At 58.7% G+C, this 16,057-nt stretch carries 13 protein-coding genes; 7 read left to right on the forward strand and 6 right to left on the reverse strand.

The window, feature by feature from the left end; all coding sequences use genetic code 11:
- The first annotated feature begins 141 nt into the window (after positions 1 to 141).
- Positions 142 to 789, forward strand: coding sequence for a PEP-CTERM sorting domain-containing protein (locus VIZ63_RS21780; protein WP_331611914.1), 648 nt, complete (start codon positions 142 to 144; stop codon positions 787 to 789).
- A 131-nt stretch (positions 790 to 920) separates the two neighbouring features.
- Here VIZ63_RS21780 and VIZ63_RS21785 read toward each other — a convergent pair whose 3' ends face one another.
- On the reverse strand, positions 921 to 1,859 hold the full coding sequence (locus VIZ63_RS21785) for a hypothetical protein (RefSeq protein WP_414703827.1): 939 nt from the start codon (positions 1,857 to 1,859) through the stop codon (positions 921 to 923).
- Between VIZ63_RS21785 and VIZ63_RS21790 the strand changes: the two genes are divergently transcribed.
- The 3 genes from VIZ63_RS21790 to VIZ63_RS21800 all read left to right on the forward strand — a co-directional run bounded on the left by VIZ63_RS21790 (position 1,771) and on the right by VIZ63_RS21800 (position 5,699).
- On the forward strand, positions 1,771 to 2,004 hold the full coding sequence (locus tag VIZ63_RS21790; RefSeq protein WP_331611916.1) for a hypothetical protein: 234 nt from the start codon (positions 1,771 to 1,773) through the stop codon (positions 2,002 to 2,004). The genes VIZ63_RS21785 and VIZ63_RS21790 overlap by 89 nt on opposite strands.
- A gap of 588 nt (positions 2,005 to 2,592) precedes the next feature.
- Positions 2,593 to 3,921 carry a hypothetical protein gene (locus VIZ63_RS21795; protein WP_331611917.1) on the forward strand — a complete coding sequence of 443 codons (1,329 nt, stop codon included), beginning with the start codon at positions 2,593 to 2,595 and terminating at the stop codon, positions 3,919 to 3,921.
- Entirely contained in the window at positions 3,918 to 5,699 is a 1,782-nt protein-coding gene (locus VIZ63_RS21800) for a GNAT family N-acetyltransferase (protein ID WP_331611918.1), read from the forward strand. The genes VIZ63_RS21795 and VIZ63_RS21800 overlap by 4 nt, the downstream gene beginning before the upstream one ends.
- On the opposite strand, the gene VIZ63_RS21805 is transcribed toward VIZ63_RS21800, so the two are convergent.
- Together VIZ63_RS21805 and asnB are read right to left on the reverse strand one after the other, a co-directional pair.
- A complete protein-coding gene (locus tag VIZ63_RS21805) occupies positions 5,689 to 6,639 on the reverse strand; it encodes a glycosyltransferase family 2 protein (protein ID WP_331611920.1) in 951 nt (316 codons plus the stop codon). The two genes, VIZ63_RS21800 and VIZ63_RS21805, sit on opposite strands and share 11 nt — an antisense overlap.
- A gap of 12 nt (positions 6,640 to 6,651) precedes the next feature.
- Positions 6,652 to 8,571 (reverse strand): asparagine synthase (glutamine-hydrolyzing), encoded by a 1,920-nt coding sequence (gene asnB / locus VIZ63_RS21810; RefSeq protein ID WP_331611921.1) that lies wholly within the window; start codon positions 8,569 to 8,571, stop codon positions 6,652 to 6,654.
- A gap of 393 nt (positions 8,572 to 8,964) precedes the next feature.
- Here asnB and VIZ63_RS21815 point away from each other — a divergent pair, with 393 nt between their 5' ends.
- From VIZ63_RS21815 to VIZ63_RS21825, 3 genes are all read left to right on the forward strand, one after another.
- A complete protein-coding gene (locus VIZ63_RS21815) occupies positions 8,965 to 9,894 on the forward strand; it encodes a hypothetical protein (protein WP_331611922.1) in 930 nt (309 codons plus the stop codon).
- Between the two features lie 247 nt (positions 9,895 to 10,141).
- The gene (locus VIZ63_RS21820; RefSeq protein ID WP_331611923.1) at positions 10,142 to 11,134 is read left to right on the forward strand and encodes a glycosyltransferase family 2 protein; all 993 of its coding nucleotides are present in this window, start codon (positions 10,142 to 10,144) and stop codon (positions 11,132 to 11,134) included.
- Between the two features lie 26 nt (positions 11,135 to 11,160).
- Positions 11,161 to 12,072 (forward strand): glycosyltransferase family 2 protein, encoded by a 912-nt coding sequence (locus VIZ63_RS21825; RefSeq protein WP_331611924.1) that lies wholly within the window; start codon positions 11,161 to 11,163, stop codon positions 12,070 to 12,072.
- 52 nt (positions 12,073 to 12,124) lie between these two features.
- On the opposite strand, the gene VIZ63_RS21830 is transcribed toward VIZ63_RS21825, so the two are convergent.
- From VIZ63_RS21830 to VIZ63_RS21840, 3 genes are read right to left on the reverse strand one after another with little or no spacing between them, the layout of a single operon-like run.
- Positions 12,125 to 13,657: a lipopolysaccharide biosynthesis protein gene (locus VIZ63_RS21830; RefSeq protein ID WP_331611925.1), complete on the reverse strand. Its 1,533-nt coding sequence runs from the start codon at positions 13,655 to 13,657 to the stop codon at positions 12,125 to 12,127.
- Between the two features lie 10 nt (positions 13,658 to 13,667).
- Complete coding sequence (locus tag VIZ63_RS21835) at positions 13,668 to 14,645, reverse strand: glycosyltransferase family 2 protein (protein WP_331611926.1); 978 nt, start codon at positions 14,643 to 14,645, stop codon at positions 13,668 to 13,670.
- A 23-nt stretch (positions 14,646 to 14,668) separates the two neighbouring features.
- Positions 14,669 to 16,054, reverse strand: a complete 1,386-nt coding sequence (locus tag VIZ63_RS21840; protein ID WP_331611927.1) for a polysaccharide pyruvyl transferase family protein — start codon at positions 16,052 to 16,054, stop codon at positions 14,669 to 14,671.
- Between the last annotated feature and the right edge of the window lie 3 nt (positions 16,055 to 16,057).

Consider the following 16,057-nt stretch of genomic DNA (forward strand, 5'->3'; position numbering starts at 1 on the left):
CGTCGCCGCTCTTTACATTGTTGCTTCTGTCGTATGGCACCGGCTCGGATGTAAGCTTCCAAGTGTTTGTTATGTCAGTGCGCGGCGTGGCTGGCCTGGCATGTGCACTGGTTGGTTGCGTTGAACGACAGGGAGACTTCCATGATCAGATCAGGATTGTTCGTTGCACTGCTGGGTATTGCATCAGTGACTCAGGCCGCAATGATTCGTTTCGATGTCGAGTTCGGGGTGAATACCTCGCCCGGCTCGCCCACGAATTGGACCGGATCAGGCGCTGTTCCATTGACGATTACTGGATCGTGGACGATGGACAGCGCGACCTTCGGGGTCGCGAACTACGCATTGGGGCAGCTGGCGCCGACGTCAGCGCAAACGCTGACACGCTATTCGGTCGACGGCATCGGCGTCGGTGGCCTGAGTTTTTTTGCCGACGGAGCGTTGCTGTGGGCTGAGGAGTATGCCTTGGGCGAGCTGCGCGGCGACCAGACGTCAATGTTCTCCTATGACTCTGCGCTCGGAATAGCGCAGGGGTCGCGGCAGTTGTCGTTCCTGGATGCTCGCAGCGGTCCCGCGGTCGACGCAGCATTCTTTCAGGGCCTTACCGACCCAGTGTCAGTCCTGCTCATGAACTTCACATCGATGAGTTTTGCGATTCTAGCCGGGGATTGGGGCCGGTTGGCTCTCGCTCCGGCAAGTGTTTCTGTTACAGCGGTGCCAGAGCCAGGCACGTGGGCCCTGCTTGGGTTGGGCCTGGTAGGGCTGCTGGCCGGTTACAAGCGCCGGGCCTGATTCGTTTTTTGCCGGCGAGTTCTTTGTAGCTTGCGGGCTCTCCGCTTCCTGCATGAGGTCCACCATCAAAATGAAGAAGGCGGCCATGAGGCCGCCTTCTTTTTCCCTCGAAGGGCACTTGGTCAGGATGATCAGTTCGCAGAGACATTACTCGGCGCCGCAGGCGTTTTGGACGCACCCGCGCCGATCGTCACGGGGATGCCGCTGCTGTTGACGCTGCCGCTGGAGTCCACCACGTAGATATACGCAGTAGAGCCGGTGCTGAACCCTCCGGCGTTCACGTTTAACGTGATCGAATTGGCCGACCAACTAGTAGGTATTTGAACCTCGCGTACCGTGGATGTGGCGTAGGTGCTCGCATTGCCAATTTCCACACGCGCCCAATTCGAGTCGATGTACACGTTGTCCAGGTAAATGTCGGCGCCACTGTTGGAGCCGCACTCCGATACGCCGTCCATTGCCCAATAGTGGCCGATGCGGATCTGGTTCCAGTGCGAAGAGCCAGTGCGCGTCACAACACCCGTGTGATTGCTGACGAGTTTTCCGTTGACGTACTGCATCACCACGCCGTCAGCAGCACCAGCCGAAGACGAGGCTTTCAGGGCTACCTGGTAATGCTGCCACTGACCATTGCTGAAACTGCCGCCTTCCCACCAGAAGCCGCCGCCACTACCGCCGTTCTCGACACTCAAGCCGGTGCCGTTACACATGACCACGGCATTCGCCTGCATGGTGTCATTCGCACCATATATGCGCCAGGGCTTCCAGTTGCGCGACATGTTGTCCTTCTGCTGCACTCTCACCCACCAGTCCATATAGACGACAGGGAAGTTGCCGTTCTGATTGACGGATAGGTTGTAGGCGCCGCCGGCAGTTGAGAGCTTGACGGATTTGGATCCGCCGCGAGCCTGGGCGGTCGAATACACGGGAATATCGTAGCCTGCCCCATCCTGCCACTGACCGACCACGGCTTTCGCGGTCATGAGCTTCGATCCGCTGTTGCCTGATTCGAAGTTATCGAAGACCAACGGCGCCGCCGTGGACTTCGTGCCGAAGCCGCTGCCCGTTATCGTAACGGAGCTACCGTTCGAGAAGGTGCCCGATGCCTGCGAGACCGAGGGCGCCGCATATGCGTGCGATGCCAGGACAGACGCGACAGCAAGTGCGCACAAGGACTGTAGATGCAGTTTCATTGACCAAACCCTCGATGACTAAATGGAGGCCGATTCCGTGGAAGATGCGGGTGGCGCTCTTTATATCGCCAGAGGCTTTGCAATGCCCCCGGACACTCCCTGAAAACGTACCCCGACATACGCAGAAACATGTGAATCCGACGGGCCAATACTGTCGATACTCCGGCTCATAGGGAAGTCGTCGTTATGCACCGACAGAATCCTACCGGATCGTCGCCTGCATGCGACGAATCCACCGGTCGCGCTGCCGCTTTTACCCACGCCTTATGTAGTCCTCCGACGGCGAATCGTCGCGAGATACAATTGTTGGGCATTCCCGGACAGTATCTTGTGACGCAGTTCACAGCGAGCGTGATACTGCATCACTCTGCTCACGGGGGTCTTTATCTGAATGCCCGGTTCCTTCCGCCGTTGCTCAGCTCATGATTCCGCACGCCCGTCTCATCCCAATTATCGCGATGTCGAAGTGGGGTGGCGGTGGCTTTCCCGGCTGCGGCCACTTTGAGTCTGCAACTTTGATGCGTTACAGAGCTACGCATTTGCAGTCGGGATAAAATGCGCGCCGTGACGGATATGCTGACGAACGGGAACCATCGGGACAGTGAAAACCATGTGGCAAGCGGTATGCGAGTACGTGACATACCCGATTTGGGATCTCTGGGACGGGACCGGACGGTTGCGCGAACTGCAGTCGCTTCGTCGCTCGCAGTACTGGGGGGCTGAGAAGTTGCGGCAGCTGCAGTTGGAGCGCCTGCGTTCCATCACGGGCTATGCGTACCAGCACTGCCGTTTTTACCGCGAGCGCTGGACGAGTCCGCCCCAGCTCCATCGCCCGGAGGATATGGCAAAGATCCCGATCGTTTCAAAAGCCGATGTCAGCGCCCATGTCGCGGATCTTGTTTCATCGGAATTTGCTACTGACAGGTTAGTTGGTGCCAAGACCGGCGGATCGACCGGGGTGGCGCTTCGTGTGTATTTCGACGAGGCATGCCAGAAGGCGCGCAACGCTGCTGCCATGCGCACGGACGGATGGGCGGGTTGGCGGCCAGGTTCGATGGTTGCGGGGTTGTGGGGATCGCCTCCCGTACCGCGCACGCCCAAGGAGAAGATCCGCAACACGTTCCACGATCGCCTGATCTATCTCGACACGATGCGTCTCGACGACCAATCAATGTCCGAGTTCGCAGAAACGATGCGCAGACTGAAGCCTGAAATGTTGTTCGGCCATGCACATTCGCTGTTCATTTTTGCCCAGTTCCTTCAGCAGCGCGACATGCAGGTCCCTGCGGTCGACGGCATCATCTCGACGTCTATGATGCTCATCGATAGCGAGCGCAAGGTCATTGAAGCCGCGTTCGGCGCATCTGTCACGAATCGGTACGGGTGCGAGGAAGTGGGTCTGATAGCGAGCGAATGCGAGGTGCATGGCGGCATGCATCTGAACTCCGAGCACGTCTTCGTCGAGTTCGTGCGTGAGGACGGAATGCCCGCACTGCCCGGCGAGGAAGGCCGGATCGTGGTGACGGACCTGATGAATCGCGGCATGCCGCTTATCCGTTATGCCGTGGGAGACATGGGGGTGCCATCGCAGCGCCAGTGTGAATGTGGTCGAGGGTTGCCGCTCATGGAGCGACTCAGCGGGCGCACGGCTGATTTTCTCAAGCGCCGCGACGGCTCGCGGGTGGCGGGTATATCGCTTGTGGAGAAGACCCTGACCGCTATCTCCGGCATAGGCCAGCTACAGATCGTTCAGGAGAAACTCGATGAGTTCGTTCTGAATGTCGTACCGTCACCGCAATACACCACGGAAACCGGGGAGGAGCTTGAGGCCGTTCTACGAAAGGAATTCGGGGACGATGTGCGTGTCCGCCTGAATCGCATGGAACGCCTGGTGCAGGAGCGGAACAGCAAGTATCGCTTCTCCATCTGCAAGGTATGACCCGGTTCGCCGGCGTCGACCAGGTATCCGGCCGCTTGGAAATTTCCGAGATCGATTCCCTGGAATCGATCGATGCGTTCGAATGGGATGAATTGCTGCGGCAGTCGCCGGATGCCACGGTGTTTCAGCGGCGCGAATGGCTGCAGACATTCGCCCGAGTGTTCCGGTCCTCGGGAAGCGAAATCAGGATCTTGACCGCGCGTCAGGGAACTCGGCTTGTAGGTCTGGCTCCGTTGATGCGAGCGCAGGCAGGCGATCGCACTCGCGACGGTGACTGGTTGATTCTTGGCGACGACTATTCCGACTATCAAACTTTCCTCTCCTGGCAGGGAAGTGCGCGTGTAGTAGATGCGCTCCTGGATGCCATCGAGCGAATGCTGCCGCATGGTGAGTCGATGGCGCTTCACGATGTTCCGCAGTTTTCGGTCCTGGGGCTGTGTCTGGTGGATCGCGCGTCGCGCGACAATCGATTGATACCCGGTAATGTCACCGCATGTCCGACGCTGCGGATACGCTGCAACGCGGCAGGCGTCGATCGTGTGCTCGCTAAACCAGGTCCAGAGCGAAGCGAGCGCAGCCTGAGGCGCACCGGCGACGTGGTGTTCGAGACCTCACAGAACGCTGCGCAAATCCTGGCGTATCTGCCCGGTCTGTATGCCCAGCACATTACGCGTTGGGAGCAGACCTCAAGCCCCAGTCTGTTTCATTCTGCTGCGAATCGACGGTTCTACGAAGGGCTCACCGCGGCATTGGCGCCGGCTGGCGGCATTCACTACTCGCTTCTTCGCTTGGATGGCGTCGTAGTTGCGCAGCATTATGGCCTGCTCTCGGGAGAGAGTCTGCTTTGGTACAAGCCGGCTTTCGACGTTACGCAAAAAAAGCATTCACCCGGCGAGGTGCTGCTCCGGCGGTTGGTTCAGCATGCGCGCGACACGGGACGACACGAGGTTGATTTCACGCGAGGTGATGAGCGGTTCAAGTCGCGTTTTGCCTCTCTTGTGCGATTCAATCGCCACTTTCACTGGCACAGGCGCCGCGGCGCACACGTGATGGCAAGAGTGCGGCGGATGGGGCGCTTCCTCAGAGCCAGAGTGCACCGCGAGGCACCTGCTGACATGAGTTCGCTCGGAGGCGTCTCCGATTCGGCGCGCAGAAGTCTTGTCATGCTGCTCAATGCGAGTCCGGGAACCGTGGCCGCATGGTCGTCAGTCAGGCGGCAAGGTGTGGATGTTCGCGCGGCTGACGTGGCGGATCTGGCGATGATTCAGCACGCAAGAGGCTCAGTGCTGATGGTTGCATGCGATCAGTCGGCTGCCAACGACTTGGATAGTCTGCGTGGGGACCATCCGGCGCGCGAGGCGGCGTTGCTGCCACAACGAGGGTGTCAGGATGAAGATCAAGCGCAGGATTCCCACTGCCAGACCGAAGCAGGTCGAGAGCCCGCAGCCGGGTTGCTGTCATGCGTGTGCGCTCAAGGCAGTCTGATCCAGTATTTCGTGTCGATGCCGGGGGCATCGGACTGTGATGCTCTGTTTGTATCGTGCATGGTGCGGCTCGCCCAGCGCGAACTGAGCCGTCGATGCTGGCATGGGGGTGCGACTGTGCGCTTCGCCCGGGGCAGTAGCGGGGACTTGGTCGTGGAAGAAGTGATGCCCGTCCTGTCTGCAGTCGAGGCGGCGGTCGAATCCGGTGTCGATTTGCCGCTGGTGCTCTGGAGGGTCGCGAGCGGCATGCGCGTTGATGCCCAGTCGCCTGCCAACGCGTGGATCAGATCCTGATGCCACGCTGGAACAGGCGCTTGCGCAGGAGGTAGGCAAGGCTCGGGCGGTCTGCATCGATTTCGGCGATGCGCTTCATCGTTGCCCGGCTCAGCTTTCTGCGTTCACGCATTGCCTTGTTCCATCCGCAAAGACCATCGCGCACGCCGCGGAGCCACCACAGGAAGAAGCCGTCACGGATCGAGTAGATGAACATGGCGCCGAGCTGACGGATCAACAATTTGCATCCGAAAGCGAAGGGCGTATTGCGAGCGACCAGCCACAGCGTGTTGCGCGTGTCGAAGTAATAATTTCGCCAGGATGTTCGTGCCAGGGGCGAGTATGCGTGGATCACGGAAATCGCCGGGTTGTAAACGACATCGTACCCGAGCTCCATGATCCGGAATGCGAGGTCGGGTCCCTCGTGGCTGATGAAGAAGCTCTCTGGATAGTAGCCTGCGGCAGCGGCCACCTGATTGCGAAATGCAACCGCACCTTCGGTGATCTCGTACGTCGCGAACGTAGCGTCCGCAAAACGCTCGACAGGTTTGTGGTGTACCCAGTTCGTGATATTACCGGTGACTGCTTCGATCACCTTGAAACAGATCCCGGCGATCACGGGGTCCTGAAACATCGGCCCGAGCTTCCAGAGCGCCTCGTCGGTGAGCCCGGTGACATCGTCGTCCAGGCATACGACGATCTCGCCAGCGGCTCTGGACATGCCGATGTTCCGTCCACCGGTACCGATGTTGCCCGGTGAGCGTATGAAGGTGACGCTGGGGTAGGTCGCTGCCAGCGACGCAGCTGGTACTTCGGAACAGTTGTCGACGACGATGATCTCGAGGCCGGGATAGCGCAGCTGGCTGAGTTCGCCCAGTAGTAGCGTGAGCGATTCGATCCTGTTGTAGGTGAGCACCACGACTGAAATCGCCGGGGCGGCCGGACTTTCGATGGACTGCATTCGGCTGCTCGGTTATGCGGCTGCGGAGTTCGTAGCGCGGGCGGAGGTCGACTGCGCCGTTTGCCACAGCATGAAGCTCAGGATGGAGAACAGTACCTTGCTGTGCTTCTTCTTGAGGGACACATGCTCATCGCGCAGGCGTCGAATCTCCTCGTAACGGAACACACCTGAGCTCTCCACGGCGGCCTTATTCACCACGCTATCGAAGAACGGCAGCAGCGGACCGCGCAGCCAGCGGCCCATCGGCGCCTCGAATCCCTGCTTTTTGTGATAGATCATGTCGCGTGGCAGCCAGCGTTCTGCGAGCTTCTTCAGCAGATACTTCTGTGTGTTGCCGCGAATCTTGAGATTCGCAGGGATACCTGCCACCAGTTCGACGAGGCGATGATCGAGATAGGGTACGCGCAGTTCGAGCGAGTGCCACATGCTGAGCCTGTCGGACAGCGTGAGGATATCGTCGACCATGTATGTCTGCAGATCCGTGCGCAACGCGCGCTCCAGGATCGAATCGACGGACCCTTCCGTGAACGGACGAATGATGACGTTGTCTGTGGTCGCGCGGTCCACCCGTCGAGCCGCGTCCGGAGTGTAGAGTTGCTGACGCGACTGCCAGGACAGCGTTGCCAGCGAGTCCTGGTAGCGCTGATGCGCGGGAGCTCCTCCAGCGCGAACGAACCGCTTGAGATGATCGATGGCGTCGCTGGAATTGCTCGATTCCGGGAGGCGTTCCACGATCGGACGGATGAGATTGTCGCGCAGCCAGCGTGGGATGCGGGCGTAGCGCTCGCCGAGCATCAGGCCGAGATGACGCCGATATCCGGCGAAGAGTTCATCGCCTCCCAGGCCGGTCATCGCTACCTTTACGTTGCGTCCGGCGATCTGCGAGACGTAGTAGGAGGGCACCACCGAGTCGTCGGCAAACGGTTGGTCGAAAGCGTTGACGATCTCCCAGACTATTTCCTCCAGATTTGGAGTTACATCGATCTCGTGATAGTTGAGCTTGTAGCGCTGGGCAAGTGCGCGAGCGTACTTGCGTTCATCGATAAAGGAGGAGCCAGCATCTTTGAAGCCGACCGTAAATGTCTCAACGGGGCGATCCATCATTTCGGCCATCAACGCGACCATGATGCCGCTGTCGACCCCACCGGACAGGAAGGCACCGACCGGTACGTCGGCGACCAGATGACTTCTGACCGCCGATCTCAGTGCCTGTTCGCAATCGTCGAGCCACTGTGCCTCGCTGCGTGCCGGGGAAGGTACTTGGGGAACGCTCCAGTAACGAGCATGGCGCATCTCGCCGTTCTGGGAGATGGTGACGGTTGTACCTGGCTCGAGCTGGCCAATTTCCGCGTAGATCGTGCGGGGGCACGGGACGTTGGTGTAGGTCAGGTATTCATCCAGGCCCTGCCAGTCCAGCGTCGACCCGACCAGTCCGGTCGCGAGCAGCGCTTTGATCTCCGACCCGAACAGGATGCCGGAGGGCGTGCGCGCGATATACAGCGGCTTGATGCCAAGGCGGTCCCGGGCGAGCAGCAGAGTGTGCTTGCGGAGGTCCCACACCGCGAACGCGAACATGCCGTGAAGATGGCGGGGGAGCTCGGCGCCGTACTCTTCGTACAGATGCACGATGACCTCGGTGTCGCTGTGAGTCTCGAACCGGTGGCCCTTGTCGATCAACTGCTGACGCAGCTCCCGATAATTGTAAATCTCGCCATTGAAGACCACGCAGACAGATCGGTCCTCATTGAAGATTGGTTGCTGCCCGCCTTCCAGGTCGATGATTGCAAGACGACGCATTGCCAGGCCGACTGTGCCGTCGAAGTAATGCCCCGCGCCATCGGGCCCGCGACGGATGATGCTGTCACTCATGGCCAGCAGATTGCGCTCGTGGAGGCGCCCGCTAGTAGACACAAAACCGCAGATTCCGCACATCGTTAAAGTTGCTCGTGGCGCGCAAGATCAACGGGCATTATCGCAGGGAATATGGCCCCAGACTCGTAGATTTGGTCACAGCCCGCCTCCCTGCCGATCGCGTTTGAACTGTCGGATACCGCACTGTTGGGCTATTGGTCAGATGACCGGTTGTCGATGCCATAGGCATCAATCCGGACCTGCGTCACGAAACAGCCGCCGTGCATTGTTGCGTGTGTCTCGTGCCCGGACTTGCAGGCAGCAGTCAGGTACCGGACGCGCTAAACTTGGATTTGAAATCGACGAAATCATCCGACATACGGGCCATTGTTCGGCCCGCGGACACTCACTCCGCGTCTGTCATGGAAATTTCCGATAAAGGTCAGAATGAAGAGCCGACGGCCCAGAGATCCAATGCGCACGCTCAACGATACGGTCTTTCACATCTACAATCGCCTGCTGCAGAAGAACTCCAATCTGGTGTTCTCCCGCGTGCTGTCGACGCCGCCGATGCGTACCACACCCGACGCCGATACGGTTCTGTATTCCCTGCTTGGGAATCGCGACCGCAGGGCGTACATCCTTGCGGCCAAATCGCTGCTGCGCTTCTGCAACAACTTTCGCGTCGTCGTGCAGAACGACGGCTCGATCGATGAGGAAGGCTGCCGGGAGATTGCGCATCACATCAAGGGGGTTGAAATACTGAGCGTTCAGGAGAGCGACGCCCTGATCAAGTCTGCCGCGAACCCGGAGATTTTTGAGTTTCTGCCCGACCTGTTCGCTCCGACGTTGCCGATCAATCACAAGATTCTCAAGTTCAAGCTCCTCAATATTCTTTATCGCTACCGTCACAAGCGCGTGGTGATGATCGATTCCGACATCATCTGCTGCCGATCTCCATCGTTCATTCTGGACTGGATGAAGCGGACGGAACCCTCCTATTTTTATGGCGGCGGTGGTAGCCAGCAGGCCCAGGACTTTCACCGCCTCGGTTTCGATTTCTCGCGCGTGGACATCGCCAACTTCAACTCAGGAGTCATGGGCGTATACAACGACGTCGAGGAGGGTGAGCTGATCCGCATACTCGAGCGGATAAAGCGCGAGTGTCCGTCGCTGATGAGCGGGTGGGAGATCGAGCAGTCGCTCTGGGCAGTGCTGCTCGGAGCAAGACCCAATGCAACCAATCTGGACGCACTTCAGAACGGTTACATTACGAGTGGCTGGAAGACCTATCAGCGGATGAAGGAAAAGGCGATCTTCGTTCACTTCGTGGGTGCTATCAGGTTTCGCAACCTACGATACTTGCGCCTTGCTAGCGATACCTACGGCGAATTGCGGTCATAGAGGGCTTGAGGCCGTCGTGGGCGGGCCGTCCGGCTCGACGGTGTACGTACGCAGAGAATGATCGCGCTGATGCTCATGCGCCACGGCTGGTAGGAACCGTATCGTGCCTGGTGAGGTCCGTGATCACATTTGCGATGTAGTTTGCGGAGTGCAAGGGGCTGGGCTATCTATGCTCCTCGACTGATCAGTTCGGTTTGGCGGGACGCTAGCGGGCAGTCCGGCAGTTCGTTGTATAGGCTAGGCATCAGTGAAGCATCCAACCAACGCATGTGTGCGCTCTCAATCCCTATCATCCGAGCGTGACACTTCGGCGGCGCTGGTCACGGTTGTCATACCAGCCTACAACGTGCAATCGTTGATCGAGGCGACGCTTGACAGTATTTCGCGCCAGATTTATCCGGCGGTCGAAATCATAGTCGTCGATGATGGCTCCACCGATGCTACTGCGCGAGTGGTCCAGGATTACGGTCGCGGCGTCATCCTGCTGCAGCAGCCGAACAGTGGTGGCTGCTCCGGGCCGAGGAATACAGGGCTGCGTCATGCCAGCGGCGAGTTTGTAACATTTTTTGACGCGGATGATCTGATGCGGCCGGAGAAGATCGCCAGCCAAGTCGCATGTTTTCAATCAATCCCCGCTATCGTCGCTTCGTTGACGGACTATCGAAATTTTACTGGCCAGACGCCCGCTCTTCAGACACATTTCCAGACCTGTCCGCTGCTGCTGCGCGAACTGGACCGACACGGACCGGCATCGCCGGTGATCTTGCCGGGGGCGGTGGCGAGGGAAATTCTGCTGGAGGAAAATTTCAATATCTCGAATTCGCCGATGTACCGTACGAATGTGTTGCGCGGACTGGGCGCTTTCGATGAAGAGTTGAAGGCCAGTGAAGACTACGAATTGATATACAGAGTGGCGGGCGCCGGGCCCATCGGTTTTCTTCGGGACGTGGGCTTCGATCGGCGTATGCACGACTCGAATATGAGCAATCGCACGGCTCATATTCTGAAGTACAAAATCCTGAGTCGCGCCAAACTCGCATCCGCCGAGACGGATGACGTCAGGCGAAAGAAGCTGCTGCGAAGTGTAGGTGACTATCACCTGAGTCTGGCGGATTACCAGACCGGCTCGCGCGACCGGGAGTGTCTGGCGCACCTTACGCAGGCGTGGAAACTGGGTGCCGCTTCATTCGGTCAGGCATTGCGTATCTTGACGAAATGGACTCTGGGTCTTGAGCACTAACGGTTGGGTCTCCGAGAAATGGAGCTATGACTGAAGCAGTTCCTGCGGTGTCCGTTTTGATGCCAGCGTTCAACGCCCAGGAGACGCTGCAGGAGTCCGTTGCTTCGGTGCTGGAGCAGACATTCGTTGACCTTGAGCTCATCATCGTCGATGACGGTTCGACGGATGCGACCGGGGACTTGGCTCAGCAACTGGCTAAGGCCGATCGACGGGTTCGCGTGATTCAGCAAAAAAATGCTGGGGTCAGTTCCGCGCGCAACCGGGGGCTGGCAGAAGCGAAAGGCCGGTACATCGCATTGTTGGATGCGGATGATCTTTGGGTCCCCGACAAACTGGAATGTCAGTGGCCTATGGCTGGTGAGCGTACCGTCGTTATCGGTGGAGTCCGCCGGTTTGTTTGCGAAGGCGGCAACCGTACGTGGGGTGGCGAAACACTACCGCCCGAATTCGGCAGAGAGGAAGCTCAGTGGATGGTGATTTCACTGCTGCGATCGACCAGCATGGTATTGATCAACACAATGCTGGCACCGCGTGAGTGGGTCGAACGCGCTGGCGGCTGGAATCCGGGCTTGCGGCTTGCAGAAGACTGGGATCTTTGGCTGCGACTGTCACGGTTGTGCCGATTCGTAGGCATCGCCCGACCTTTGCAGTTATACCGCAAGCACTCTCGCAGTACGACCGCTGGACATACTGCGCGGTTTGCTGCCCAGCAGCAGTTGGCTGTTCTGGATGCTTTTGCCGGGATGATCCACGCCGCCGACATCAATTCGGCCAAGGTGGCGCGGTTGCTTGAAAACAGCCAATCACTGCGGCAAAGCGGCGATAGAGTTTACGCCGCCACGACACTTCTGCGTGCCGCGAGTTACACGAGTGCATGGCGTCAGGCGTCCTTCTACCGCGAAATACTGCGCGTCTCCAACGTGTTTACCAGGGGGTAGTTACGTAGCGCTATGCGGGCGACTGGTAGCCGCGTCTCCCTGACTAGCTCGCTCAGCTGCTTTGACGCGGCTGCATGCCCAGCGATGCCATTATGGCACTCAGGATTCTGCGCTTTTCCTCTTTCGAGAACGCACACAGGAACATCAGAGGAAAGTACACCGCGCTCGCGGTCAGGCCTTCAATCGCAAAAGCGAGGTAGCTGATTGGCTGCTCGCTGCTGTGATAGGCCGCGGCGAGCACGGTCATGATCAGCACGCCTATGGCCGCCGGCCGTGCGAAAGCCATGACAATTTTGCTCAGAGGGATGCCGGTGATCCTGGCCGTCATCGGCACGAACACCAGGACCCGGAAAATAATCAGTGGGATCGCCGTGCCGAGAGCGACGCCAATCAATCCATATGTTTGACCCAGGATCAGGCTGAGCCCCACATTGATTGCTCCTTCGATCATCAGAATGATCGAGAGGTATTTGTGTTTGGCGGCCGCGTACAGCAGCGAGTCGAGCGGTGCCACAGAAAACTCAAAGGATTTAGCCGCTATCAGAATGATGGCCACGGTGGCAGATGTATCGTATCCAGGGCCCATCCAGCGAGTCAGGAAGTTGTGGACGAAGGTGATCAGGGCGCCAGCGGCGAAGACCACAAGGACCACGTTGATTCGCAATAGGATGGAGACGGCTGCATGCGTGTCCTGTGCTCGTCCCTGCGTCAGCATCCGCGTGAGGACCGGCGTCACCGTGTTCGTGGCGCGGTAGAGCAGTTGCAATGTGTAGTCGACGAGTCGCGAGCCGACGCTATAGCGCGTGATCTGTTCGGCGCCGCGCACATGCCCGACTACCAACGGGTCAATGCCAGATCTCGCCTGATCGGCAAGCTGTGCAACGAACGACCATGTGCTGTATCCAAAGAGACTGCGGGCAGTCTGCCGATTCACGAATGATCGGTTGAACGTCAAGTCTGCGAAAAGTGAGCGGGCAATTCGCAAGTGGAGATAGTTGCTCAGAACCGCGGAGGCCGCCCCTATCCACGCGAGAGCCACAATGCCGTAGCCACCACGAATCAGTACAACCGTGGCCCCGGTCTGAAAGGCGAGGGTCAGCACCTGGGCGATGGCCAGGAGATCGTAGCGTGCGCGCGCTTGAATGATTCCGCTTAAGGCATTGAAAGGGAAGTGCAACGCGAGCGTCAGTCCGGTGATCAACACCGCTTGACGAACCGGTGCGATGTCGCCAGCGCGCTCGATGAACAACTGCGCCGCAAACGCCATTCCCACGGCGCACACGGCCACGACAGCGGCGATGGCGAGGTAGATCCATAGAGCAGTGTTGATGACATGGTTAGCGCGTTGGGAGTCGTTCGTTGCCAGAGCGCCTGCTACATTGCGCGTGACGGCGCTCGCCAATCCGACATCCAGCAGGTAGTAGTTGGCGGTAAGGGTACCTATCGCCACCCACAGGCCGTACGAGTGCATGCCCAAATGCGAGATCAGGAAGGGCAGCATCCAGAATGCGACGGCTATGGACAGAACCGTATGAACAACGCGCGCTGCCCCGCTACGAATAAGAGTCTTGCCAGTCGTGCTCACGGTAGGCCTGTCAATCCCGACGAATCAATGCAGGCAGGGTGCTTGCAGGATTGCCAAATGTTTTCAGGCCATGCTTGGCCGTCTTTGTCCAGATTCGCCAGGGGTTGAGATGTACCCCCGCGAGCGCAAGGCTTTGCTGATAGAAGCTCAGGAGTTTCTGGTAGCTAGGTGTCAGTCTTGCCTCGCCCAAGACACGGTAGAGCGCGTTCTCCGCGACTTGCTGGAGTTCGCTGAACTGCGCCTTCGTCAGGATGCCCTTGCCGTAGCGGTGTAGCAGATAGACCCTGTGCATGACTGTCGGGCGGTAGGACCTGATTCGTGCCCAGAGAGAATCGTTGTCGCGGCGGTTGAACGACAGAATCTGGTAGATGAAGCCGAATGAATGCTCTCGGAAGATTTCGAAGCATGCGTCCACGTCTTCGCATGGACTATCTTCAATAAAGAAAGGATCCCGCCGCCGGACCTCCGAGGAACGATACAGCACACAGGTGGGCGAGCCGAGAAATCCTTCTGGGTTCTTCAGATACAGATAGACAGCTTCCTTACCGTCAAAGATGCCGCTCTTGCGGAAGGGGGTACTTACGTGGCCCAACTGCTCCCCATACAGAGAGTAGGCACCCACGACCGCTACCTTGGGGTCGGATTCCGCGCACGCCACCATCTTTTCCAGACAATCTGGAAGGATCCAGTCATCAGCCTGGACCATCTTGCAGTACTTGCTGTCATCGGATAGCTGGCGCAGTGCGCGATTGTAATTGGGTACTTGGCCAACGAACTCCGTCGCCTTGATGAAGCGTATGCGAGGGTCGCGGTCGGCATACTGCTGAGCAATCTCACCTGAGCGATCGGTGCTGCAGTTGTCGAGCAGCACGTATTCCCAGTTCTGGTAGGTCTGTGCCAGCACCGACTCAATACATTCGGCGAGGTATTCCTCAGAGTTGTAGAACGGCGTCACTACGGTGACGAGAGGCGTGGCAATCGTGGTCATGGATGTTGATCGGCGGGAAGGGGTCATGCCGGCTCGGCACAGGAATCATCCATGGGTATATGCGCAAGCGTGAGCAAATTGTCGATATCTGCTGATGCAGCTGACTTTCGCTGATTGCATTCGTTGCGCAGATGCTCTGCCACGTCGTTGGGATGAGTAGCGAGGTCGGCTACGAGTTTGGTGAGTCCGGAGTGGGTAAAGTCCTCAACCGAGCAGCAATACTCCAGCTGGTGAATGGACTCCATGTGTGCTCGGACTTTTCGACTGTACGACACGGCGATCGTCGGGGTGCTGGCCAGGTGCGCGAGTATTACGCCATGGAGCCTGGAGGCAATGACGATATCCAATTGACGCATGAATTCCAGATGCTCATCGACAGACAACATCGGAACCAGCTGGACGGGGGCGGGTTGGCTTGATGATGCGCTGCCCGTCTGCTTCAGTATTTCGTTCGCGACACGTCTATCGGGCTCATCAGTACAGAACAGTCGGACCTGGTGGCCCCGAGCCACACATGTGCGGACGAACTCGATGAGCTCTGCCTGGTAACGGTCGAACAGAGCAGGATTGGCAGTTGGCCAGCTTCCCTCGCGAGCAAAGGCAATCGGGCTCACGCCGATCGTTAACGCTGCCGGGGTGGGTGATGGCCAGGAACGCTTCCAACCGGACGCCATCAGGAACGCCAGATCTGCCGTCATCCGGGATTCCGACGTCGGGCTGATCTTTCGTGTCAACAATAGGCTGCCTTCATCTCTAACAGTGACTGACGCAGCGTTGCGCAGCACAGTTCGTACCAAAGATAGCGAACGGTTTGAATCCAGCTCGCAAACGCCGACGCCAGCAACAAAGAATTGTCGGTTGAACAGCCTGGCGAGCTTGCTCCACTTCGCCAAGCTGTACGGATGGCCCCACGGTCCGCCGAACTCCTCGTCGAATTGCCCCCCGCCGGCAACTATCAGCGAGGTGCTGGCGCGAACGGTGCCGATCGCCTGTCTCAGATGAGTGAGTTCGTGGCGAGAGACGTGCAGAGCGCGTCGTGCGGCGCGAGCTAGATTCCAGGCGGACCGAAGCACCGACGAGCGCTTGATCGTGGCTTTGATCCGTGCCCCAACCGAGACAGCCCGCGGGGATTCACTCTGCTCGAGTGCACTCTGTCCAGACCCGGCAGCGCCGCCGTTGGCGGGGGGTGAGTAATAGAACGCGCGCGGCGTCAATGTGAGGTTCACGCTCGGCCAGCCATGAATGCTGGAGAAGCGCCGGGGATCCAGTGTGACGCCGACGATTGCAGCCTCCGGGACTCGCTGTTGCAGATGACGGATGAGTCCTTCGAGGATCGTTGCATCTCCGAGATTGGACCCCGTATACGGGCTTATCAGGCCGAATTGTATTCGGTGACCAGTGCTACCCATTGG

Origin of the sequence: Povalibacter sp. (assembly GCF_036520495.1) — a bacterium.
Lineage (GTDB): Bacteria > Pseudomonadota > Gammaproteobacteria > Steroidobacterales > Steroidobacteraceae > Steroidobacter.